This window comes from Luteimonas gilva, from assembly GCF_005239095.1.
GTDB classification, from domain to species: Bacteria; Pseudomonadota; Gammaproteobacteria; order Xanthomonadales; family Xanthomonadaceae; genus Luteimonas_C; species Luteimonas_C gilva.
The window spans coordinates 381,689-403,522 of sequence record NZ_SZUA01000001.1 but is presented as its reverse complement, the minus strand read 5'-3'; the positions used below and the strand labels follow the sequence as shown (position 1 = coordinate 403,522).

Annotated in this window: 16 protein-coding genes; 10 read left to right on the top strand and 6 right to left on the bottom strand. The window is 66.6% G+C overall.

What is annotated here, in order from left to right; translation table 11 throughout:
* Window positions 1-27: 27 nt before the first annotated feature.
* Together FCE95_RS01795 and FCE95_RS01790 are read right to left on the bottom strand one after the other, a co-directional pair.
* Entirely contained in the window at window positions 28-645 is a 618-nt protein-coding gene (locus FCE95_RS01795; protein WP_189644605.1) for a CDP-alcohol phosphatidyltransferase family protein, read from the bottom strand.
* Between the two features lie 296 nt (window positions 646-941).
* Window positions 942-2,789 (bottom strand): D-(-)-3-hydroxybutyrate oligomer hydrolase, encoded by a 1,848-nt coding sequence (locus FCE95_RS01790; protein WP_223266741.1) that lies wholly within the window; start codon window positions 2,787-2,789, stop codon window positions 942-944.
* Between the two features lie 106 nt (window positions 2,790-2,895).
* Here FCE95_RS01790 and FCE95_RS01785 point away from each other — a divergent pair, with 106 nt between their 5' ends.
* Both FCE95_RS01785 and FCE95_RS01780 read left to right on the top strand, forming a co-directional pair.
* Window positions 2,896-3,699 (top strand): 3-hydroxybutyrate dehydrogenase, encoded by an 804-nt coding sequence (locus FCE95_RS01785; RefSeq protein ID WP_137265284.1) that lies wholly within the window; start codon window positions 2,896-2,898, stop codon window positions 3,697-3,699.
* Between the two features lie 24 nt (window positions 3,700-3,723).
* Complete coding sequence (locus FCE95_RS01780; protein ID WP_137265283.1) at window positions 3,724-4,386, top strand: response regulator; 663 nt, start codon at window positions 3,724-3,726, stop codon at window positions 4,384-4,386.
* A gap of 16 nt (window positions 4,387-4,402) precedes the next feature.
* Here FCE95_RS01780 and FCE95_RS01775 read toward each other — a convergent pair whose 3' ends face one another.
* Together FCE95_RS01775 and FCE95_RS01770 are read right to left on the bottom strand one after the other, a co-directional pair.
* The gene (locus FCE95_RS01775; RefSeq protein ID WP_137265282.1) at window positions 4,403-7,747 is read right to left on the bottom strand and encodes a PAS-domain containing protein; all 3,345 of its coding nucleotides are present in this window, start codon (window positions 7,745-7,747) and stop codon (window positions 4,403-4,405) included.
* Between the two features lie 196 nt (window positions 7,748-7,943).
* Window positions 7,944-10,151, bottom strand: a complete 2,208-nt coding sequence (locus tag FCE95_RS01770; RefSeq protein ID WP_137265281.1) for a TonB-dependent receptor — start codon at window positions 10,149-10,151, stop codon at window positions 7,944-7,946.
* A 225-nt stretch (window positions 10,152-10,376) separates the two neighbouring features.
* Here FCE95_RS01770 and FCE95_RS01765 point away from each other — a divergent pair, with 225 nt between their 5' ends.
* Window positions 10,377-11,780 (top strand): GntP family permease, encoded by a 1,404-nt coding sequence (locus FCE95_RS01765; RefSeq protein ID WP_137265280.1) that lies wholly within the window; start codon window positions 10,377-10,379, stop codon window positions 11,778-11,780.
* Window positions 11,781-11,878: 98 nt separating this feature from the next.
* Here the strand turns inward: FCE95_RS01765 and FCE95_RS01760 are convergent, their stop codons facing one another.
* Entirely contained in the window at window positions 11,879-12,247 is a 369-nt protein-coding gene (locus FCE95_RS01760) for an ArsR/SmtB family transcription factor (protein WP_137265279.1), read from the bottom strand.
* A gap of 121 nt (window positions 12,248-12,368) precedes the next feature.
* Here FCE95_RS01760 and FCE95_RS01755 point away from each other — a divergent pair, with 121 nt between their 5' ends.
* The gene (locus FCE95_RS01755) at window positions 12,369-13,637 is read left to right on the top strand and encodes a hypothetical protein (RefSeq protein WP_137265278.1); all 1,269 of its coding nucleotides are present in this window, start codon (window positions 12,369-12,371) and stop codon (window positions 13,635-13,637) included.
* Between the two features lie 3 nt (window positions 13,638-13,640).
* On the opposite strand, the gene FCE95_RS01750 is transcribed toward FCE95_RS01755, so the two are convergent.
* The gene (locus FCE95_RS01750; RefSeq protein ID WP_189644604.1) at window positions 13,641-16,280 is read right to left on the bottom strand and encodes an autotransporter serine protease; all 2,640 of its coding nucleotides are present in this window, start codon (window positions 16,278-16,280) and stop codon (window positions 13,641-13,643) included.
* A 379-nt stretch (window positions 16,281-16,659) separates the two neighbouring features.
* Here FCE95_RS01750 and FCE95_RS01745 point away from each other — a divergent pair, with 379 nt between their 5' ends.
* The 6 genes from FCE95_RS01745 to FCE95_RS01720 all read left to right on the top strand — a co-directional run bounded on the left by FCE95_RS01745 (window position 16,660) and on the right by FCE95_RS01720 (window position 21,745).
* On the top strand, window positions 16,660-17,835 hold the full coding sequence (locus FCE95_RS01745) for a thiolase family protein (protein ID WP_137265276.1): 1,176 nt from the start codon (window positions 16,660-16,662) through the stop codon (window positions 17,833-17,835).
* 123 nt (window positions 17,836-17,958) lie between these two features.
* Window positions 17,959-18,339, top strand: coding sequence for a hypothetical protein (locus FCE95_RS01740; protein WP_137265275.1), 381 nt, complete (start codon window positions 17,959-17,961; stop codon window positions 18,337-18,339).
* A gap of 118 nt (window positions 18,340-18,457) precedes the next feature.
* Window positions 18,458-18,856 (top strand): hypothetical protein, encoded by a 399-nt coding sequence (locus FCE95_RS01735; protein WP_189644603.1) that lies wholly within the window; start codon window positions 18,458-18,460, stop codon window positions 18,854-18,856.
* Window positions 18,857-19,079: 223 nt separating this feature from the next.
* Window positions 19,080-20,687, top strand: a complete 1,608-nt coding sequence (locus tag FCE95_RS01730) for a carboxyl transferase domain-containing protein (protein ID WP_137265273.1) — start codon at window positions 19,080-19,082, stop codon at window positions 20,685-20,687.
* 228 nt (window positions 20,688-20,915) lie between these two features.
* Complete coding sequence (locus tag FCE95_RS01725; RefSeq protein WP_425481291.1) at window positions 20,916-21,389, top strand: bactofilin family protein; 474 nt, start codon at window positions 20,916-20,918, stop codon at window positions 21,387-21,389.
* Window positions 21,386-21,745 (top strand): hypothetical protein, encoded by a 360-nt coding sequence (locus tag FCE95_RS01720; RefSeq protein ID WP_137265271.1) that lies wholly within the window; start codon window positions 21,386-21,388, stop codon window positions 21,743-21,745. The genes FCE95_RS01725 and FCE95_RS01720 overlap by 4 nt, the downstream gene beginning before the upstream one ends.
* Window positions 21,746-21,834 lie beyond the last annotated feature (89 nt).

The window sequence follows — 21,834 nt, the reverse complement described above, 5'->3', positions numbered from 1 at the left end:
GCTGCGGCTATTCGCGTTACCGTCCGGTCAGGGTTTGGGGATGCGCAGAGTCTTGCTGATCATCAGCGAACCGGACAAGGCGTAGACCAGCACCAGCGGGTGCAGCAGCCAGGGTCCGAGCCGGACTTCGCCGAACCAAAGGGATTCCCCGATGCGCCCCTGCCACAACGCGACGGCGAGCAGGATCACGATCGCCAGGCTGGTCGGAATCGGGGTGCCTTCGAAATACTTCACCTTGTCGCCGCCGTCGGCCAGAGTCTCGGCGGTGACGTTGTAGCGCGCCAGCCGGCTGACGCCGCAAACGACGAAATAGCTCAGCACCGCCCAGTCCCAGCCGCCCTGCAAACCGCAGGCGTAGCCCAGCGCGGCCGGGGCGACGCCGAAGGAAATCACGTCGGCCAGCGAGTCCAACTCCCGCCCGAGCGTGGAGGAGACTTTGCGCCAGCGCGCGATCCGGCCGTCGAGAGCGTCGAACACGAAAGCGAGCGGGATCAGCGCCATGCCCACCATCAAATCGCGGGCCACGCCTTCTTGCAGGAAGCGCATCGCCGCGAACACCGCGCCCATGCCGCAGAAGGCGTTGGCCAGGGTGAACCAATCGGCCAGGTGGAAGTCGCGCAACATAGAAAAGTGGCGTTGGGGCATGGCGAGGCTCCCGAGCGAAAGCGATAGGATGCCAAAGGAGCGGTGAAAAGCGGCTCTTCCTGTCTACCAACGCCAAAAGCCGAATCCTCTCCCAGGCGCTTCGCGCCTTTCCCCGCTCCGCACCCCGGCCCTCGCTTACGCGGGGCGTTCAGGGGCATGCGAATCAGTGATTCGCAAGCAATGCCCCTTCACCCCGCAAAGGCAGAGGGGCGGATTCGTCCGCGCCTGTTTGCTGTTCTCCCTCCTTTGAAAAGGAGGGTCGGGGAGGATTTACGCCCTCGCGCCCTGCTGCGCCGCTACTTCGGCATCGCGAGATGGTCCGACGTCAACGCCTTGCCTGCGCCGCGTGGCGTCGTGGCGATGGTGGCATCTTCCGGCAGGCGCCCTTTGCCATCGAGATAGGCCGATACGCGGTCCAACGCCCGATAGACGTAGGGCAGCATCGGCACATAGCGCGCGCCGTAATCGGGCAGGCCCAGGAACGCATCGAAATGCTGCGCGTTGCGCACTTGCCAGTAGCGCACGTCGCGGCCGGCGGCCTGGGCTTGGGCGACGTACGGCAGGCTGGTGAAAGCCTGTGGGATAAGGCCGTCGTCGGTGCCGTGCAGCACCACCACCGGGAGGCCTTTGCGCGGAAGTGCGGCGCGCGTTTCGGCGACGCCCTTGCGCACGCGGTCGGCATCGGCGCCCTGCCCGTCCCACAAGCCGCGCAGGCAACGCAGGTCCGCGAACGCGGCATCGGCGTCTTTAGACGGACGCGCGACGATGTTCACGCCCGCGCCGGGGGGAATACCGCTGGCGTCGGCCCACCACGCCGCGCGTTCGGCCGCGGTCGCCGCATGCGCTGCGCCGCCTGCGCCGACCATCGCATAGGAGAAACCGCAAGGGTGTTCGTCGAGCTGGTAGCGACCATAGGCCGAGGCATAGGCGACCGCCACCGCGCGCCACATATCGAAAGCGACGGACAAAGCGCCGGCGCGCAAGGCTTCCTCGGTCCAACCGTTCGCGCGCAAATGCGCATGGGCCGAAGCGGCTTGCGCGGCCGTGTCGACGCCTTCGATCAAGCCGGCCTGGGACAACGATGCGCAACGCAGCGCCGCCATCGCCTGCAACTGCGCGGTAAGCGGCGGCTGCGGCAAATTCGGCGCATCCAACAACGCGCAAGGCATCAGCAGCGCGGCTTCGGTCGTGTAGTCGTAGATCGCCCGCGAACCGCGGCCTTCGGTGTAGACGCTGGGTTCCGCCGCCACCACCGCATCTAGCCAATCGCCGTCGAGCTCGGCCGCGCGCAGCACCGCGCCGCCGCCGTTGGAGATGCCGACCGCGACGATGCGCGTATTGCCGAAATCGAAACCGCCGGGGCGCGGCACATGCTCGTTGAGCGTTTTCAACGCGAATTCCGCCGCCTGGCGGACGTGGCGGCCCCAATCGGCTTCGGGATTGTCTTTGGAATGGGCGTGCTTGAACGCCACGCCGGAAGCGTTGACCGGCGCATCGGGCACGAAGGCCAAGTCGTCGACTTCCCCCAGCGCGCCGATGGTGCCGTCCGCGCGCGCGCCGCTCTGCCGGTCCAGGTCGTAATAATCGGTACCCGCGCCCTTGTCGGTGTACGCGACGGCGCAGCCTTTAGGCAGCCCCCAAGCGCCGGCGACGGCGATCGCGCCGTAGACGCCGCGCGAGCCCGAGGACGGGGCGACCAGGACGCAAGGCTTGCTCGCGTCGAACGCGTCCGGCAACTGCACCAGCACCCGATGCGGCTGCGAAGCGCCCGGCACTTTCGCATAAGCCGAAAATTCACGGCCCGGCACGGCCGCGACGCTACCGTACAAGTCGCCGTAACCGCCGCCCGGCGCGAGGTCGGCGATACCGCGCCAATTGGTCCAGATCGCGCGCCTGCGCAGTTCGGCCGGGGTCGGATTCGCGGCCTCCGCGAACGCCGGCGGCGTCGCCGACCGCAAGCCGTCCAGGCCCAAGCCGGCCGTGAGCAGGTCGTCGCTGCCGCGGTGTTCGCTGCTGCGCGGCGATGTGAACATGGTCGGCTCCAAGGCGGCGCTGCGCGGCGTGCTGGCGCAAGCGCCCAGCAGCAAGGCTAAAGCCAGCGGGATCAGGGCGCGGCACGCAGAACGATAGGGAATTCGGTCCATGCGTCGACACTAGCAAACCGCGCGCGGGCCATCATCGTACTTTGGTACCACGCCCGCGACGCGCATTCCTGCTAGGGTTTCGCCCATCCCTCTCGATCCGACACGCATGAACGACCGCTTCCTCGAAGGCCGCACCGCGCTGGTCACCGGCAGCACCTCGGGCATCGGCCTGGCGATCGCTCGCGCCCTGGCCGCCGCCGGCGTTCGGGTGGCGATCAACGGCCTGGGCGATGCCGCCCAAATCGACGCCGCGCTGTCTTCGGTGCGCACGGCCGGCGCCGCCGATGCCCGCCATTTCGATGCCGACCTGCGCGATCCGGCGCAGATCGCGGCCATGATGCAAGCCATCGACGCTTGGTCGCCGCTCGACGTGCTGGTGAACAACGCCGGCATCCAGCACACCGCCGCCCTGGCCGACATGCCGCCCGAGCGCTGGGACGCGATCCTGGCGATCAACCTCAGCTCCGCCTTCCACACCATGCGCGCCGCGCTGCCCGGCATGGCCACGCGCGGTTTCGGCCGGGTGGTGAACATCGCTTCGGTGCACGGTCTGGTCGCTTCGGTGCAGAAAGCGCCTTACGTGGCCGCCAAATTCGGTTTGGTAGGCATGAGCAAGGTGGCGGCGCTGGAATACGCGGCTTCCGGAACCCGCGACAGCGGCGGCGTAACGGTGAACTGCATCTGTCCCGGCTGGGTGGAAACGCCGCTGATCGAACCGCAGATCGAAGCGCGCCGCGCCGGCGGCTCGCGCGAGGACGGCGTGCGCGCGCTGCTCGGGGAAAAACAGCCCAGCCTGCGCATGTCGCTGCCGGAGGACATCGCCGCGTTGGCGCTGTGGCTGTGCCGGCGCGAAGCGCACAACATGACCGGCGCCGCGCTGCCGATCGACGGCGCGTGGACCGCGCAATAGACGACAGCCCCTCGCCCCACTCCGATGCCCACCCTGCTGATCGCCGACGACCATCCGCTGTTCCGCGCCGCCTTGCGCGGCGCCGCGGCGGATGCGGTGGCCGAGCTGCAAGTGCGCGAAGCCGATTCCTTGCAGGGCGTGCTGACCGCGTTGGAAGAGGAACCCGGCATCGATCTGGTCCTGCTCGATCTGCATATGCCGGGCAACCACGGCCTGGCCGGCTTGGCCGCGGTGCGCGCGCAGCATCCCGGCGTCGCCGTGGTGGTGGTCTCCGCCAACGAAGATCCGCAAGTGGTGCGGCGCGCGCTCGATCACGGCGCGGCGGGTTATTTGCCGAAAAGCTCGGGCTTGGAAGAATTGCACGACGCCATCCGCAGCGTGCTCGCTTGCGAACAATGGCTGCCGGCGGCGCTGCGCGCGACGGTGTCGCGCGCGCAATCCTCGGCGCACGACACCGATCTGGCCGCGCGCCTGGCCAGCCTATCGCCGCAGCAATTCCGAGTGCTCACTCTGGTCGCCGAAGGCCTGCTCAACAAGCAGATCGCCGATCGCCTGGACGTGCAAGAGCGCACGGTGAAAGCCCATCTTTCCGCGATCTTCGACCGCCTGGGCGTGCGCAACCGCACCCAGGCCGGCGTGGTGTTGCGCGAGCTCGAACTCAGCGATCCGGCGCGACAGATGGCGTAGGGGGCCCTAGCCCGCCTTACGGTTCACGCACCGCCGGCTCGGCGCTGCGCGCGGCCAGCAACCTGTCCATCACCGACTTCAGCGCCAGCGGCTTCAACGGCTTGAGCAGCAACGGCAATCCGGCTTCGTGCACCGCGCGGCGGACCGCTTCGCTGCGGTCCGCGCTGAGGATGACGGTCGGCCGCGGCGCATGGTTCGAGACCAAGCGATCGCGCAGGCCGATGCCGGTTTGGCCGTCGTCCAGGTGGAAATCGAACAGCCAAAACGCCGCGGATTCCTGCGCCACAACCCTTTCGGCCTCGGTTGGATCGCCTGCGGTGGCGACTTCGCAACCCCAGCTTTCCAACAGCTTTTGCAAAGCGGCCAATGCCTGCGGATCGTTGTCCACCAACAGGACTTTGATTCCACGCATGGCGCCGCCCACCGAGAGTTCGGGCACCGATACGCGTTCCACCATCGGCGCCGCGACCGAAAACATCGAACCTTCGCCGGGCCGGCTGCGCAGCCTCAGCGGCATATCCAACAATCCTGCGATGCGGTCGGCGATCGCCAGGCCCAGTCCCAAGCCTTGCCCGCTTTCGCCGTCGCCGCGCCGGAATTCCTCGAAGATCGCCCGTTGCTGCTCGGCAGCGATGCCGGGGCCGGTGTCGTGCACTTCGATCCGCAACCCGCCCGCGCTTCGGCGCGCGCCGAACAGCACGCGGCCCTGCGCCGTGTAGCGCACCGCATTGGCCAGGAAATTCTGCAGCACGCGCCGCAGCAGTTGCGGGTCGCTGCGCGTCCAGGCGCGCGTGCGCACGTAGCGGAACGCGAGCCCGCGTTCGGCCGCGAGCGCGCGGAATTCGGAAGCCAACGGATCCATCACTTCCGCCAACGGAAACTCGCGCGGTTGCGGCGCCAGGCCGCCGGCTTCCAAGCGCGACATGTCGAGCAGGCCGGTCAGCAGCTCGGTGGTCGAATCCAGCGCGCCGCGGATCTGCAGCACCGATTCGCGCTGATTGCGGTCGTCGAGTTGCGGCACCAATGCGTCGGTGAACAGGTGCGCGGCATGCAGCGGTTGCAGCAGATCGTGGCCGATCGCGGCCAGGAACCGGCTCTTGGCGTCGTTGGCGCGCTCGGCCTCGCCTTTCGCCGCCTGCAACAATGCGGTACGTTCGTCCACGCGTTGTTCCAGCGTCTCGTTGGCCTGGATCAAGTCTGCCTCGGCGCGGCGGAACGCGGTGACGTCGGTGAAGGTGGCGACGAAGCCGCCGCCCGGCATCGGATTGCCGCGGATCTCGACGATGCTGCCGTCCGGGAATACGCGTTCGGAAAGATGCGGCGTGCCGGCGCGCATGAAACCGAGCTTGCGCTGCAAAGCATTCTCCGCGTCGCCGCGTGGCGGCATGCGCCGCAGCGCCCAACGGGTGAGATCGGCGATGGGACGGCCCACCTGCAGCAATTCGTCGGGAAAACCGAACAGTTCGGCGTAGCGCCGGTTCCAGGCGACCAGCCGCAGCGAAGCGTCGACGACGCTGATGCCCTGGCTCATGTTCTGCAATGCGGCTTCCAACAATCGCTGGTTGAAGCGCAGGTCCTGCGATGCCTCGCCGACGATCGCGGCGACGGTATCCAAGCCCGGCCCCGCCTCGCGACGCGCCGCATCCAGCAGCAAGCGCGCCGATGCGCTGCCCAGCACCGCGGCGAGCTCGCGCTCCAAAGCGGCGGCGGTGTCCGTCGACACGGGGCCGTCGGCAGGCGCGTCGGCAAGCAATTCTTCCAACCGCTGCAGCGGCAAGAAGCGGCGTCCGGCGCTGCGCAGCGTGCTCGCGTCGAAGCGATGCGGCGAGTTCTTGCCGGGCGCCTTCTTCAAACTCGTGACGAGCACGATCGCCAGCGTGCCGGTGAACAGGCTGGCGATCACCGCTCGGCCCAAACGGCTCCATCCGGTCAGTCCGAACAGCGCGTCCGGCGCCAACCATGCGATGCCCAAGGGCCCTTCTTGCAGCCATGCGGGCGTCGCGCCGCGCGCTTCGCTCGCTACCGGCACCAGCAAAGCCCAGCACCAGAAGGCGAAACCGACCGCGATGCCCACGCTGACCGCACGCGCCGGCGTCTGCGGCCGCCACACCGCGAAAGCCAAGGCGGGAGCGAGCGTGGCCAGCGCCGAGAACGACACCGCGCCGACATCGGCCAACGCGTCGTTGCCCGCTACCTGACGGCTGTAGATCCAGGCCAGCAGCATGATCGCGAGGATTCCGGCGCGGCGCAGCAACAGCACCACGCCGCGCAAATCGCCGCCGCCCTCGCGCACCCAGGCGCCGCGCAACAGCCCCGGCGCCAGCCAGTGATTGCCGACCATCAAGCTCAAGGTCAACGTGCTCACCACGATCATGCCGGTGGCCGCGCTCAGACCGCCGAGGAACGCGAACAGCGCCAGCGCTTCCCTGCCCTGCGACAGCGGCAACGCCAGGACATACAAATCCGACGAGACGCCGCGCCCGGCCAGCAATGCGTCGCCGGCGTGCGCCAGAGGCATCAGCGGCAGCGCGATCAACACCATGTACAGCGGAAACAGCCAGCGCGCGGTGCGGACGTGGCGTTCGTCGCGGCATTCGATCACGCCGACGTGGAATTGATGCGGCAGCGTGAACATCGCCAGCACGCCGAGCAGGACCAGCGGCACGAAGCCGTCGGCGGCCGGCGCGCCGGTTTTCGGCGCCGACGCCGCCGGCCCCAAGTCCAGACCCCACACGAAGGCGCCCAAGGCCAACATCGCCGCCAACTTCAGCAGCGATTCGAAGGCGATCGCCAGCACCAGGCCGCGGTTGTGCTCCGCGGCGTTGACACGGCGCGTACCGAACAGCATCGCGAACAGCGCCATCAGCAAGGCGACGTACAACGCGCTGTCCTGCCAAGCGGGCTGCAGGACCGATTCGTCGGCGCGGGTGAGCATCGCATAGCTCATCGCCACCGCTTTGAGCTGCAGAGCGATGTAGGGAATCAGGCCCAGCGCCACGACCGCGGTCACCGTCGCCGCCAGCCAACCGTCCTTGCCCAGCCGTGTGGCGATGAAATCGGCCAGCGAGGTGGCGTTGGACTCGCGCGCCAAGCGCACCAGTTTGACCATCGCCGCCGCGGCGAACGCGTACAGCAGGATCGTGCCGACGAAGGTCGGCGGCAGCGGCCAGCCGTAACGCGCGGCCTGGGTCACCGTGCCGTAGAACGTCCATGAGGTGCAGTACACCGCCAGCGACAGCGCATAGACGTAAGGCCAGCGTTGCGCCAGCACTTGCGGATGGCGTTCGGCGTACAGAGCCGTGCCGAACAAGAGGCCGAGCCAGAGCAGCGCGGCGACGACGATGACGCCGATGCTCAGCACCGTTGGCGTTCCGGGCTAATCGAATCGACGGATCTCGGCGGCGTCATGCGATGAGCATACCGCGGGAGAACGATCCCGCCCTCTCTCGCGCTTGCGGGAAAGCCTCGGTAGGGCGGAACCGCCGTAGGCGATTCCGCCAGCGCTGCGCCTCGCGGCGGAATCTGCTTCGCAGGTTCCGCCCTACGTCCAGGCGGCTTCAGAAGTCGTAGCGAACAGACAACGTGTACTGCCGCGGCGGGCCGTAGAAGCCGGTGTAGACGCCGAGCGCATTGTCCAGACTGTAGCCGGTGGTTCGATATTCCTTATCGGTCAGGTTGGTGCCCTGCAAGGAGAAAGTCCAAGCGTCGTCGAGCTTCCAGATGACGCCCGCACTCACCAGGCCGTAGCCGTCCTGCGTCACCGGGCCGGCGCGGCCTGGTGGGATGCTGCGCAGGATCTCGGTGGTCGCCACCACGTCGCTCTGGTAGCTGTAGCCGACGCGGGCCGACAAGTTGCCGCCGTTGGCCAGCTCGGTGCGGTATTCGACGTTCAAGGCGCCGGAGAAATCGGGCGCATTGGTGAACTCCTGCTCATCGGCGATGTCGACGCCGGCGTAGAGGAATTCGTCGTACTTGGCGTCGAGCCAGGCCAGATTGCCGGAGATCAGCCAATGCTCGCTCGGCAGCCACTGGTATTCGACTTCGAAGCCGTTGACCGTACCCGAACCGGCATTGGTGAAATCGCCGAAGAAGGCATCGTCGGTGCCGTCGCCGTTGCTGTCGTAGGCGGTGAACACCGATAGTTGGATGTCCTCGTACTTGTTGTGGAACGCGGACAGGTTCAGGAACACGCGTTGGTCGAGCAAGGCCATCTTGCTGCCGATCTCGTAGCTGTCGACCTGCTCGTCGTCGAACGGCTCGGCCGAGCGCGGCACAGCGGTGGCCTGGGCGCGGATGTTGTAGCCGCCGGACTTGAAGCCGCGGCTGGCCAGCCCGTACACCATGATGTCCGGGGTAATCTGATAGTCGAGCGAGACCTTCGGCGAAACGTTCTTGAAGCTCTTCGTCTTGTCGAAATTGGCCAGGACCACTCCGCTCGGCCGCTTGAATTGCGGGTCCAGATAGCCCTGATTGAAGACCACTGCATGCTTTTCTTCGTCGGTGTAGCGCGCGCCGACATCCAGCTTCCACTTGTCGCTCAGATCGAAAGTCCAATCGGCGTAGGCGGCGACGGATTCGGTATAGACCGTGCCCTGGGTATCGCCGAAGGACAGGTTGAAGAAGTTGTTCAGCACCTGGCCGCCGGCCTGGCCGTCGAACCAATAGACGCCGAACACGCCGCGGGCGCGGCCGCCGCCGTCGTAGTTCACCTGCAGCTCGTTGGTCACTTGCTTGTCGCTGTAGAACGCCTTCACGTCGGCGATGATGTTCTGCAGCGTATCGAAATCGATATTGGTCTCGGTGTCCGAATCGCGCTGGGCGACGACGTATTTGAAGCTCCAATCGTCGTTGGCGCGATAGTTCACCGTGGCCGACATGCCGTGCATCGTGGTGTCGTTGATGTTGGCCATGCCGTTGCGCACGTCGTAGCGGTCGTCCAGCGGCAGTTGGGCCGGCGCGAAACGGTTCGGCTTGAGCATCTTGGCGCCGCGCACGCCCGAGCTGTCGTCCATCCAGTCGAGCGCGAATTGCAGATCCAGGTCGTCGGTGACGTAGGCGCCGACGTTCAAACGGGCGGCCTTGACCTTCTTGTCGCTGACGTCGTCGCCGGTGACGATGTTTTCGCCGAAACCGTCGCGATGCAGGTCCGCCACCGCCAGCCTCGCGCGCAGCGCGTCGTTGCCGCCTAAGCCGCCGCCGACCGCGGCCTTGAAGTCGCGCTGGCCGTAATTGCCGACGGTGACCGAGCCGTAGCCTTCCAGCTCTTTAGACAGCGGCTTGGAAATGTATTTGATCGCGCCGCCGATGGTGTTCTTGCCGTACAGGGTGCCCTGCGGCCCGCGCAGCACTTCGACGCGGCCGACATCGAACACGTCCAGCAGCGCGCCCTGGGGACGGGCGATGTAGACGTCGTCCAGATAGAGCCCCACGCCCGGATCCACGCCCCACAGCGGATCGGACTGGCCGACGCCGCGGATGTAGGCGGTGAGCGTGCTGTTGGAACCGCGCGCGGCGTAGATGGTCAGGTTCGGCACCTGCGCGTCCAAGTCGCTCAAGTCTTCGACGTTGAGCTTGTCCAGCGTTTCCGCAGTGAACGCGGTCACCGCCACCGGCACGTCCTGCAAGGTTTCCTCGCGCTTGCGCGCCGTCACCGTGACTTTGTCCAGCGTGGTCGCTTGCGGCGCGGACGCTGCGGTTTCTTGGGCCCAGGCCGTGGGCGACAGCAAGGCGCACGCAATGGCCAGGCACAAATGCTTGCGATTCATCGTTTCCCCTCCTGAAAGCCGGCTTCGCCCTTGTGGGAGGGGCTTCAGCCCCGACAGGCGGTTCGAAAAAGCGTCGGGGCTAAAGCCCCTCCCACAAAGGAATCGACGTAAGACTAGAAGCGCACGCCCGGCCGAGGTACCTGTACCTTCGGACAATGGGCCGCAGCCGCGGCCGCACGGACACTCGCATCCCGGACCGGACTGGCCAGGAATGGCGGATAACGAATGGCGTTTTTGATCGTGCTCGCCGCGCTGGTTTTCCTGATGTGGGTCGCCTACCGCGGCCACAGCGTGATCCTGTTCGCCCCGATCGCCGCGCTCGGCGCGGTGCTGCTGACGGACCCTTCGCTGGTCGCGCCGATGTTCACCGGCTTGTTCATGGACAAGATGGTCGGCTTCTTGAAGCTGTATTTCCCGGTATTCCTGCTGGGCGCGGTGTTCGGCAAGCTGATCGAGATCTCAGGCTTCTCCAAATCCATCGTCGCGGCGACGATCAGCCTGGTCGGCGCGCAGCGCGCGATGCTGGCGATCGTTTTGGTCTGCGCCTTGCTGACTTACGGCGGCGTGTCGCTGTTCGTGGCGGTGTTCGCGGTGTATCCGTTCGCGGCCGAACTGTTCCGGCAGAACGATATCCCCAAGCGCCTGATTCCCGGCACGATCGCGCTGGGCGCTTTCACCTTCACGATGGATGCGTTGCCGGGCACGCCGCAAATCCAGAACATCATTCCGACCTCGTTCTTCGGCACCGATGCTTGGGCCGCACCTTGGCTAGGCACATTGGGCGGCGTGTTCGTGCTGATCGTCGGTCTAATTTATCTGGAATGGCGGCGTCGGGCTGCGCTCAAAGCCGGCGAAGGCTATGGCGATCCGCGCACGTTGGCGAACGAACCCATCGCGTTCTCGGGCGCAGCTTTGGCGCACCCGTTGGTGGCGATCCTGCCGCTGGTGCTGGTCGGCGCCAGCAACAAGCTGTTCACTGCCTTGATCCCGAAGCTGTACGGCGGCAGCCACGAATTCATCCCCGCGGTGGTCGGCAAAACGGCGCCGGTGGTGCAGGAAGTGTCCAAAGTTGCGGCGATCTGGGCCGTCGAAGGCGCCTTGCTGGTCGGCATCGCGGCGGTGGTCGCGTTCGCTTGGAAGCCGGTGATCGCGAGTTTCGCCGAAGGCACCCAATCAGCGATCGGCGGCGCGCTGCTGGCGTCGATGAACACCGCGTCGGAGTATGGTTTCGGCGCGGTGATCGCGGCCCTGCCCGGCTTCTTGGTCGTGGCGGACGCGTTGAGTGCGATCCCCAATCCGCTGGTCAACGAAGCGGTCACCGTGACCGCGCTGGCCGGCATCACCGGCTCGGCTTCCGGCGGCATGAGCATCGCGCTGGCGGCGATGGCCGACACCTTCATCGCCAATGCCAATGCGGCCGGGATCCCGATGGAGGTGCTGCATCGGGTCGCGTCGATGGCCTCCGGCGGCATGGACACGCTGCCGCACAACGGCGCGGTGATCACGCTGCTCGCGGTGACCGGGCTGACCCATCGCCAGGCCTACAAAGACATCTTCGCGATCACCGTGGTCAAGACGCTGGCGGTGTTCGTGGTGATCGGATTGTTTTACGCCACCGGTCTGGTTTAGGCCTTGTGGGAGCGGCGTTAGCCGCGAGCTCTTCCCACAAGTCGCAGCAACCTGAAAGAAGAGCTCCCGGCTAAAGCCGCACCCACAAGAAAGCGCGGTTAGCGGGCGCTTTTCTTCTTGCGCGGCTTCTTGGCCGCCCTGTCCTCCGCCTCGAGTAAAGCGGCCAGGGCGTCTAGGTGCTTGTTCCAGAATTTTTCGTAGAGCCGCAACCATTCGGCCACATGCGCCAACGGCTGCGGCGAGAGCCGGCAGACGTGGGTGCGGCCCTGGATTTCGCGCTCGACCAGACCGGCGCGCTCCAGCACCTGGATATGCTTGGACGCGGCCGCCAGCGACATGTCCAGCGGTTCGGCGAGCTCGCCGACGCTGCGCTCGTGCGCGGCCAAACGGCGCAGCATGTCGCGCCGGGTGGGATCGGCCAGGGCGCGCAGCACTTGGTCCAGGACGGCAGGATTTTGTTCAACCATATGGTTGATGTTAGCTTCGGCGACTGGAATTTTCAACTGCCAAGTTGAATTTATGCGCTCTCCCTCTTGCAAGGTCGCAGCGGCTTTGCCAGCCTGCGCCGTCCCCATGCCGACCATTGCCATGAGCGAATCGCACGCGCCCGACGGATTGCCCAAGCGCACCACGCCGACCTGGGAGGTGGAACTGCTGATCTCGGGCGTGGCCGTGTTCGCGATGCTGCAGCTGCCCGGTTGGTTGGACGGCGCCATCTTCGCGATGATGCCGAGGGTGGATCGCGGCATGGGGTCGGCGCTAATGACCATGCACGTCTACCTCAAGTCCGCCGCACTGATTCTGGCGACGACTTTCTCGATCCATCTGCTGCTGCGCGCGCAATGGATCGCCCTGGTCGGCACGTATTCGGTCTTTCCCGACGGCGTGCGCTGGAGCGCGCTGCGGCTGGGGCCGATCCGCAAGGAAGTCGAACAACGCAAGGAAAAGAGTCCGCCCGAGGCGATGGACGCGGCGGACAATCGCGCTACCCTCGTGTTCGCCCTGGGCGTGGCGATGGCGTCGAGCCTGTTGGGGATCAGCTTGTCGATCGGCCTGCTGTTCTTGTTGGTGACAAGTGCGCTGCGCCTGCTCGGGATCGACGCGGACGCCTCCCGTGTTTTCGGACTCAGCGCGATGGCGCTGATGCTGCCGCTGCTCGTCGCGATGACGATCGACCGCTATCTCGCCCCCCGCCTGCGGCCGCAGGGATGGATTTGGCGCGCATCGGCCGCGGCGATCGGCTTTTACCGCGTGCTGGGCGTGAGCCGGGGGTCGAACGTGCTCGGGCTGATCGCCAGCCACGGCGGCGAAAAGCGCATCGGCGCGCTCACCATGGCCATCGTCGTCATCGGCATGGCCGCGGCATTGTTCAGCACGATATGGCGGCTGGATCCGAGCAGCCTCGGCGGCTATGCGCGCTTTCCATCGGGAGAGGGGCTACAGGTAGTGGATCCGTCGCATTACGACGACCAACGCGATCCTGGCATCGACCGCGCCGTGGCCTATATCCAGTCGTCGGTCGTGATCGGGCCTTACTTGAAGCTGGTGGTGCCTTACCGTCCCGGCGACGACGACGCCGCGTTGCGCCTGCGCTGTCCCGCCGTTGCGGCCGAGCCGGCGCCGGACGCCGTGCTGGCCTGCCTGACCGCCGCGCACGCGATCCGTATCGACGGCAAGCCGCTCGCCGGGCAGGCCTACGAGATCAGCGAGGATCCGCGCACCGACCGGCCTGCGCTGTTGGCGATGATCGACGTGCGCGCGCTGGCGCCGGGCCGGCACGTGTTGACCGTGGAGCGCACGTCGACTTTGAAGACCAAGAAGGCGAACGAGCCTTACACGATTCCTTTCTGGCGATAAGTTTTAAAAGCCGAACGCGTATTGCAGCGAAGCCTGGTGGTCTTCCAAGTTCGGCGCGTAACGATGGCCGAGATCGAAGCGCAGGCTGGAGCGCGGCGACAAGCCCAGATCCAGTCCGACGCCGAACGACCGGCTTGTATTCGCCAAGCCGATGCCGGACAGCGTTTGCCATTGGTCGACGCCGACGAAACTGGCGTCGAAGCCGATGCCGTGCGCGGCGAGGGTGTTCTGCCATTCCGCGCGCGCTTCGAACCCCAAGCGCAGGCCGTTGCTCCAATACCAATCGCGATTGGCGCGCACGCCGGCGATCGCTTGCCAGCGCTCGCTGCGGCTGGCGCCCGCCTTCAGGCCGAAGCCGTCCGCGCCGGATTCGACGAAGCCGTCGTTGCGGATGCGCGCGTACTGGCTGGCGACGTAAGGGGTGAGCTTGATGTCGCCGAAGCGATGGCGCCAGCCGGCTTCGGCATGCGCCACGTCGTAAGCGCCGGAATACGCCGTGGCCGCGCCCGTCTGGCGCTGGCCAAGCAGGATGCTGCGGTCGACCTTGCGTTCGAAGCGGCCGAAGCCGAGACGGCCTTGCAGATAAGCGCTTTCGCCGATCCATCCGGCGTACAGTTGGCCTTCGTCCTGGCGGCTGCGGCTGCGGTCGTTGCGCTGGTCCAGCCAACCGGCGCCCATCGTGTGGCTGGCGGCCACGCCGAGCACGCCGCGGCGGCCGATGCGCAGATCGATGCCGGTCATGCGCCCGCTCAAGTCGTAATCGAAACCGCTGAAACCGGAGCGGGCCATGCCGCCGCTTTGGGCGAGATCGTGCTGCCATAGGCCGGCGGTCGCGCCGCGTTCGCCTAGATCGTCGAAGCGCGCGGACAGCGCGCGGCGGCTGGCGTCGATGCTTTCGAAAGTCATCGCATCGGCGGCGGCGTGCAGTTCGCCCGACAGGCTGCCGAGCGAGGCTTCCGCCGCCTGCAAGGTCGGAGCGCGCTGGAAGTCGCCGGCGGCGGCGATGAAATTCCCGCCGATTCCGCCGTTGCCGGCGGCGATCTGCTGGTCGATCGCCTTCATCGCATTGTCCACCCGCGCGGCCGACGCGGTGGTGGCCCCGGTGTAGTTGAGGCCTTGGACCGCGGTCACGCTAATGCTGGTGATGTCCAGCCACGCGGAAGTGGCGTCGTAGCCCAGCGAGGCGTTGAGGAACACGCTCGGCGCGGACGTCCATTCGTCGAACACGCCGTTGCGGCCGCCGGTCGCAGTGAGCACGGTTTCGCGGGATTGCGTCGTGTAGCCCGGCTTGACGCCGAGCACGTGCAGCGTGCCGTCCAGGAAGGCCTGGCCGTTCACCCGCAATTGGTTGCCCAGATCCACCGCGAGGGTCGCGTTGTCGCCTTGGCGGTAATCGCCGCCGACGCGCAAATCGCTGGCGCCCTGCACCGTGACCCTGCCGTCGTTGTTCAAATTGCGGCCGACCCTTCCGGTTCCGGACAGGTTGCCTTGCGGCCCGACATGGAACGTCGACTGCGTGTTGTCGCCCGACACCTTCAACGTGCCGCCCGACACTTGGGTGGTGCCGGCGTAGCTATTGTCGCCGGCCAGCTCCAGCGTGCCGGTGCCCTCTTTGACCAGACCGCCGCTGCCGCTGATGCCGTTCTTCCACACCGAGGTGCCCGCGTCGAATTTCGCGTGCGCATCGCCCCAGTTGAATTTGGAAGGGCCCTGCACCGACTTGCCCACGTCGAGCAGGCCGTAGCCGAACACGGGATCCGCACCCGGTGCGCCGAGGTCCACCGCGCCGCCGAGCAACGTCTGCCGGACCATGTCGTTGTCGAAGTACGGAAACGCCTGCCACACCAGCGCCGCGGCGCCGGTCACCTGCGGCGTGGCCAGCGAGGTGCCGAACCATTGCCAGTAAGTGGGATTGCCGGCGGTGTCGTTGGTGCCGGTCGCGATCACGCCGCCCAGCGCGACCAGGCAGTAATTCATCGCCACGCCGCAAGCGTTGGAGGACGGATCCAACGCGCTCGGATTGGCGTTGTTCAACCACGCGACCGCCAGCCAGCCTTTTTCCAGCGCCGCCGCGTTCGCGCCGCCTTGGCTGGGCAGCGAAGCGGTATCGCTGGGTTGCGGATTGCCTTCGTTGCCGGTGGCGAATACGACCAAACCGCCATGGCTCAGCACGAACGGCGCATACGCTGCGGCGAACGCTTCGGTGACCGAAGCGGCATTCCAATACAAACCGCCCCAGGAGTTGTTGGTGATGCGCACGCCGGCATTGATCAAGTCGGCATTGACCTGGCCGAGGAATTGCGGCGTCGAATCGCCCGGCGGCACTTCGTTGCCTTGGCCCGACCCGTCGTCTTTGGGCGGCTTGTCGTTGATGATCCGCGCCGACACCAACTGCGCGCCGGGCGCGACGCCGCCCGGCCATTGCCCGAACGGCTTGCCGGCGATGATCTGCGCCACCGCGGTGCCGTGGCCGGCGACGTCGTCCACGCTCAGATTGTTGGTGGCCGGATCCACGTAATTCAGGTTCTGCTGCACACGCCCGGTCAACGCCGGATGGTTGCGGTTGACGCCAGTGTCGATCACCCCGATCACCACGCCCTGCCCGGTGAATCCGGCCGCTTGCGCCGATTTGGCATTGGTCATCGACAGATGCGCGTCGATGGCGGGCTGCGGGCGGCTCGGCGTGGGCGGCGGCGGAGTCGGTCGGACCAAACCACCCCCGCCTCCGCCTCCGCCTCCCCCGCAGGCGCCCAACGCCAGCGTCAGCGCGGTCGCGATAGCCAGGGAAAGAGGGGTGGAAATCGGGCGGTTCTGCGGCGTCGACGCTTTCATCACTATTCCTTTGGCGATCCGAGCGGGGGCTCTCCCATCCGCGTTTGTAGCTTCCCACGGCCTCAGCCGCAATCCGCAAGAGCGAGTTCTGCGACCCTTTCGCACCGCGTTTGACGCGCTGCAGCAATCCGCGGTGGAAAGGGCGATAATGGGTCACTGGCCCCTGCGCCCCACATCTTCGGAGTTCGATATGTCCGACGTCGTCATCGTCGGTGCCAAGCGCACCGCCATCGGTTCCTTCCTCGGCCAATTCACCGGTGTGCCTACGCCCACGTTGGGTTCGGCGGCGATCGTCGCCGCGCTGGAGCATGCGGGCTTGGCGGCCGATCAAGTGGACGAAGTGATCATGGGTTGCGTGCTGCCCGCGGGCCTGGGTCAGGCGCCGGCGCGGCAGGCTTCGCGCGCGGCCGGCATCCCCGATGCGGCCGGTTGCACCACCGTCAACAAGGTCTGCGGTTCGGGCATGAAGGCGATCATGCTGGGCAACGATCTGATCAAGGCCGGCAGCGCCGCGGTGATCGTCGCCGGCGGCATGGAATCGATGACCAATGCGCCGCATCTGCTAAACGGTTCGCGCACCGGCATCCGTTACGGCAGCGCCGAATTCCTCGACCACATGGCGTGGGACGGCCTGACCAATCCCTACGACGGCAAGGCGATGGGCGTGTTCGGCGACATGGCCAGCGAGAAGTACGACTTCAGCCGCGAGCAGTTGGATGCGTTCTCCGCCGAAAGCGCCAAGCGCGCGCAAGCCGCGGTCTCCGGCGGCGCCTTCGATGCCGAAGTCGTGCCGGTCACGGTGAAAGGCCGCAAGGGCGACGTGGTGGTCGACAAGGACGAAGAGCCGGGCAAGATCGACATCGCCAAGATCCCGACCCTGCGCCCCGCCTTCGGCAAGGAAGGGCGAATCACCGCCGCGTCTTCCTCGAAGATTTCCGACGGCGCCGCCGCAACCGTGCTGATGTCCGCGGACGAAGCGGCCAAGCGCGGCCTCAAGCCTTTGGCGCGGATCGTGGCCCATGCGGGCCATGCCCAAGCGCCGGAATGGTTCACCACCGCGCCGGTGAAAGCGATTTCAAACGTGCTGGAAAAAGCGGGTTGGCAGGTCGGCGACGTCGATCTGTTCGAGGTCAACGAAGCCTTCTCGTGCGTGGCGATGGCGCCTATGCACGATCTTGGCATTCCCCACGAGAAGCTGAACGTCAACGGCGGCGCAGTGGCCCTCGGACATCCTATCGGGGCCAGCGGCGCACGTCTGGTGGTGACCCTGATCCACGCCCTTAAGGCGCGCGGAGGCAAGCGGGGCGTGGCTTCGCTGTGCATCGGCGGCGGCGAAGCGACCGCGCTGGCCATCGAAATCCTATAAAAAGTTAAGAACGCGTAACACAAAAAAAGCCGGCCAACCGCTTGACACGTCCGGTGGGCTTGTCATCATGTTATTGGCGCGCATTTGCGCGTTGCCTAAACTAAACGACGAGGAAATTCGATTATGTCCATGAACAAGGCTCTGCTCGCCCTGGCTATGGGTCTGGCCCTGGCCGCGTGCAGCAACCAGAAGCAGGCCGAGGAATCGGCTGCCGACGCTGCCAACGCCGCGACCGAAGCCCAGCAGGCTGCCGACACCGCCGCCGCCGCTGGCGACACGATGGCTGCCGACGCCGCCCAGCAGTCGGCCGACGCCGCTGCCACCGCCGCTGACGCCGCCGCCACCTCGGCCGACGCCGCTGGCACCGCCGCTGCCGGCGCTGCCGACGCCGCCGCCGACACGGCCGCCAACGCCGCCGACGCCGCTGGCCAGGCTGCCGACGCCGCCAAGGACGCCGCCGAAGCCGCTAAGGAAGGCGAAGCCAAGCCGGAAGAGAAGAAGTAATACTTCTTTTCGTTGGACCCGAAAAAGCCGCCGGTCTCCGGCGGCTTTTTCTTTTCCGGACACTGCGCTAGATTGCGCTCGCAATCGCGCCACCCTCATCCATCGACCGGAGATGACCATGAACACCAAGCTCTACGTACTGCTCGCCGCTGGCGTCCTGGCGCTCTCGGCCTGCAAGAACGAAACCGCGACCGCGCAGCAGGAATCCAGCGAAGCGGCCGCCGCCGCCGACCAGGCTGCCGATCAAGCCGCCGACGCCGCCAAGGCCGCCGGCAATGCCGTGCAGGAAGGCGCCGACGCCGCCGCGGCCGCCACCGGCGAAGCCGCGACCGAAGCGGGCCAGGCGATGGATGCCGCGGCCGACAAGGCCGCCGCCGCCGCCGACCAAGCCGGCGCTACCGCCAGCCAGGCCGCCGCCGATGCCGCGAACGCCACCGGCGACGCTGCGCAGAAGGTCGCCGACAAGGCGCACGAAGCCGCCGCCGAAGCCGACAAGAAGGCCGAAGAAAAGAAGTAAATCGCCGTATCGGCGATGCGCGAAAAGCCCCGCTTCGGCGGGGCTTTTTTTGCGTCCCGTCTTTGTGGGAGCGGCTTCAGCCGCGAGCTCTTCTCTTGCTCCCCGCGATCTGCAAGGAAAGCTCGCGGCTGAAGCCGCTCACACAAAAGACAAGCGCTCGGCATCCGATGGCGAGGCCGGGCACAATGTCGCCCTGGCCGCACAGGCTTCGCCGGACTCCGACATGCCCGTACTCACTTCGCAACTCGATCCGCGTTCGCAGGATTTCCAAGACAACGCCGCCTATCACCGCGGCTTGGTCGAAGAACTCGACGCGCGTCTGGCCGCAGCGGCCGGCGGCGGCGGCGAGAAAGCCCGCAACAAGCACACCGAGCGCGGCAAGCTGCTCGTGCGCGACCGTATCGCCGCCCTGCTCGATCCGGGCTCGCCGTTCCTGGAGTTCAGCGCCTTGGCCGCCGAAGGCATGTACGACGGCGCCGCGCCCGCGGCGGGCATCGTCGCCGGCATCGGCCGGGTGCTGGGCCAGGAAATCGTGGTGGTGGCCAACGACGCCACGGTGAAAGGCGGCACTTATTTTCCGATGACGGTGAAAAAGCATTTGCGCGCGCAGGAGATCGCGCGCGAGAACCGCCTGCCCTGCGTGTACCTGGTCGATTCCGGCGGCGCCTTCCTGCCGCTGCAGGACGAAGTTTTCCCCGACAAGGAGCACTTCGGCCGCATCTTCTACAACCAGGCGCGGCTCAGCGCGGAAAACATTCCGCAGATCGCGGTCGTCATGGGCAGTTGCACCGCCGGCGGCGCCTACGTGCCGGCGATGTGCGACGAATCGATCATCGTCAAGGAGCAGGGCACGATCTTCCTCGGCGGCCCGCCGCTGGTGAAAGCCGCCACAGGCGAAGTGGTCGACGCCGAATCCCTGGGCGGCGCCGACGTGCACACCAGCGTGTCCGGCGTGGCCGACCATTTCGCCGAGAACGACATGCACGCGCTGCAGATCGCGCGCGACATCGTCGGCACGCTCAACCGCGACAAGCGCGTGCCGGTGCAAACCGCGCCGGTACGCGAACCTCTGTTCGCGGCCGAAGAGCTGTACGGCGTCGTGCCGAAAGACACGCGCCGCCCGTTCGACATCCGCGAGCTGATCGCGCGCATCGTCGATGGCAGCGAGTTCCAAGAATTCAAGGCGCGCTACGGCAAGACCCTGGTCTGCGGTTTCGCCCATCTGCACGGCTATCCGATCGGCATCGTCGCCAACAACGGCATCCTGTTCTCGGAAAGCGCGCTGAAGGGCGCGCACTTCATCGAACTGTGCAACCAGCGCGGCATCCCGCTGGTGTTCCTGCAGAACATCACCGGCTTCATGGTCGGCAAGAAATACGAGAACGCCGGCATCGCCAAAGACGGCGCCAAGATGGTGACCGCAGTGGCTTGCTCGTCGGTGCCGAAATTCACCGTGGTGATCGGCGGCAGCTTCGGCGCCGGCAACTACGCGATGTGCGGCCGCGCCTACGGCGGACGCTTCCTGTGGATGTGGCCGAACGCGCGGATCAGCGTGATGGGCGGCGAACAGGCCGCCGGCGTGCTGGCGACGGTCAAGCGCGACGGCATCGAAGCGGCCGGCAAGCGCTGGAGCGCCGAAGAAGAAGCCGCGTTCAAAACGCCGATCCGCGAGCAGTACGAATCGCAAGGCAACCCGTATTACGCCACCGCGCGGCTATGGGACGACGGGGTGATCGATCCGGCCGATACGCGCCGGGTGCTGGGCCTGGCTATTTCGGCCTCGATGAATGCGCCGATCGAGCCGGCGAAGTTCGGCGTATTCAGGATGTAAGGCCGGCGGAGCCTGTGGGCCCGGCGTGACGGTTATTTAACAATTCCTGTCGAAATATCGCGCAAGCCTTCGGTTTAATGAGACTTATCGCAACCATCACGCGAAATTAGCGTGCTAGTCTCCGGGGACGGACTACGTCCTGCCCCTGCCTGCCTTCGACTAGAGGATTTCCCCATGGCGATCTGGAAAGACCCGACCCCCGCCAAGAAAGACACCGCGCCGTTCCCGATGGATCCGCCGCCCGCGCCGGTGCGCGAACCGGAAGCCAACAAGGACTTCGCGCCCGCGCAACCCGCGTTCGCCGCAGCGCCCGCGCCTGCGCCCGCACGCGCATCGACGGCGAAGGAATCGCTGATCGCTTCCGACATCACCATCGAAGGCAAGATCGAAGGCACCGGCCACGTCCGCATCGCCGGCAAGTTCAAGGGCGACGTCAACGTGCAGGGCGACCTGACGATCGAACAAGGCGCCAAGCTCACCGGCGGCGTGAAAGCGAACAAGGTCACCATCGCCGGCGAACTCGAAGGCAATATCGAATCGGCCGCGGTCGTCGAACTGCAGGCCAGCGGCGTGCTCGTCGGCGATCTGAAGGCCGGCTCGCTCACCGTCGCCGCCGGCTCCAAGATGCGCGGCCAGGCCGACTTCGGCTGGGACGACAAGGGCGGCAAGAAGTCGTCGTCGGAGAACGGCGCGGGCGCATGAGCAACCCGCGCCCGGGCACGGCAGGTTCCACGCGGACCTGCCCGCATTGCAAGACCAGGATCCTGGAAAGCGCGGCGGTTTGCCCGGCGTGCAAGCACTATCTGCGCATCGATTCGGCGGCCTCGCCGCTGGCGCAACCGCTGCCCTCGCCGCTCAAGGTCGAGGGCATCATTCGGCAGCCGGCCGACGCCGGTTCGTCGGAATATTCGGTCGTGGTCGTGGTGACCAACGAACGCGGCGAAGAAGTTTCGCGCCACGTGGTCGGTGTGGGCGCGCTGCATCCGAACGAATCGCGCACGTTTTCCCTCGCCGTGGAAATGTATGCGCCGACCGGCGCCAAAGCCCGTCGCCACTGATCGTTTCGGAAGGGCCCCGCCCCTCATCTCGGCTTTCGTATTGTTTTGTAGAGTCGAGCCTGCTCGACTGCTTTGATTGCGCGTCCGCG

What these genes read in the sequence shown, in the direction of transcription:
- FCE95_RS01795 (WP_189644605.1), bottom strand. Translation starts at nt 645, where the DNA reads ATGCCCCAACGCCACTTTTCTATGTTGCGCGACTTCCACCTGGCCGAT.
- FCE95_RS01790 (WP_223266741.1), bottom strand. Translation starts at nt 2,789, where the DNA reads ATGGACCGAATTCCCTATCGTTCTGCGTGCCGCGCCCTGATCCCGCTG.
- FCE95_RS01785 (WP_137265284.1), top strand. Translation starts at nt 2,896, where the DNA reads ATGAACGACCGCTTCCTCGAAGGCCGCACCGCGCTGGTCACCGGCAGC.
- FCE95_RS01780 (WP_137265283.1), top strand. Translation starts at nt 3,724, where the DNA reads ATGCCCACCCTGCTGATCGCCGACGACCATCCGCTGTTCCGCGCCGCC.
- FCE95_RS01770 (WP_137265281.1), bottom strand. Translation starts at nt 10,151, where the DNA reads ATGAATCGCAAGCATTTGTGCCTGGCCATTGCGTGCGCCTTGCTGTCG.
- FCE95_RS01765 (WP_137265280.1), top strand. Translation starts at nt 10,377, where the DNA reads ATGGCGTTTTTGATCGTGCTCGCCGCGCTGGTTTTCCTGATGTGGGTC.
- FCE95_RS01760 (WP_137265279.1), bottom strand. Translation starts at nt 12,247, where the DNA reads ATGGTTGAACAAAATCCTGCCGTCCTGGACCAAGTGCTGCGCGCCCTG.
- FCE95_RS01755 (WP_137265278.1), top strand. Translation starts at nt 12,369, where the DNA reads ATGAGCGAATCGCACGCGCCCGACGGATTGCCCAAGCGCACCACGCCG.
- FCE95_RS01750 (WP_189644604.1), bottom strand. Translation starts at nt 16,280, where the DNA reads ATGACCAATGCCAAATCGGCGCAAGCGGCCGGATTCACCGGGCAGGGC.
- FCE95_RS01745 (WP_137265276.1), top strand. Translation starts at nt 16,660, where the DNA reads ATGTCCGACGTCGTCATCGTCGGTGCCAAGCGCACCGCCATCGGTTCC.
- FCE95_RS01740 (WP_137265275.1), top strand. Translation starts at nt 17,959, where the DNA reads ATGTCCATGAACAAGGCTCTGCTCGCCCTGGCTATGGGTCTGGCCCTG.
- FCE95_RS01735 (WP_189644603.1), top strand. Translation starts at nt 18,458, where the DNA reads ATGAACACCAAGCTCTACGTACTGCTCGCCGCTGGCGTCCTGGCGCTC.
- FCE95_RS01730 (WP_137265273.1), top strand. Translation starts at nt 19,080, where the DNA reads ATGCCCGTACTCACTTCGCAACTCGATCCGCGTTCGCAGGATTTCCAA.
- FCE95_RS01725 (WP_425481291.1), top strand. Translation starts at nt 20,916, where the DNA reads ATGGATCCGCCGCCCGCGCCGGTGCGCGAACCGGAAGCCAACAAGGAC.
- FCE95_RS01720 (WP_137265271.1), top strand. Translation starts at nt 21,386, where the DNA reads ATGAGCAACCCGCGCCCGGGCACGGCAGGTTCCACGCGGACCTGCCCG.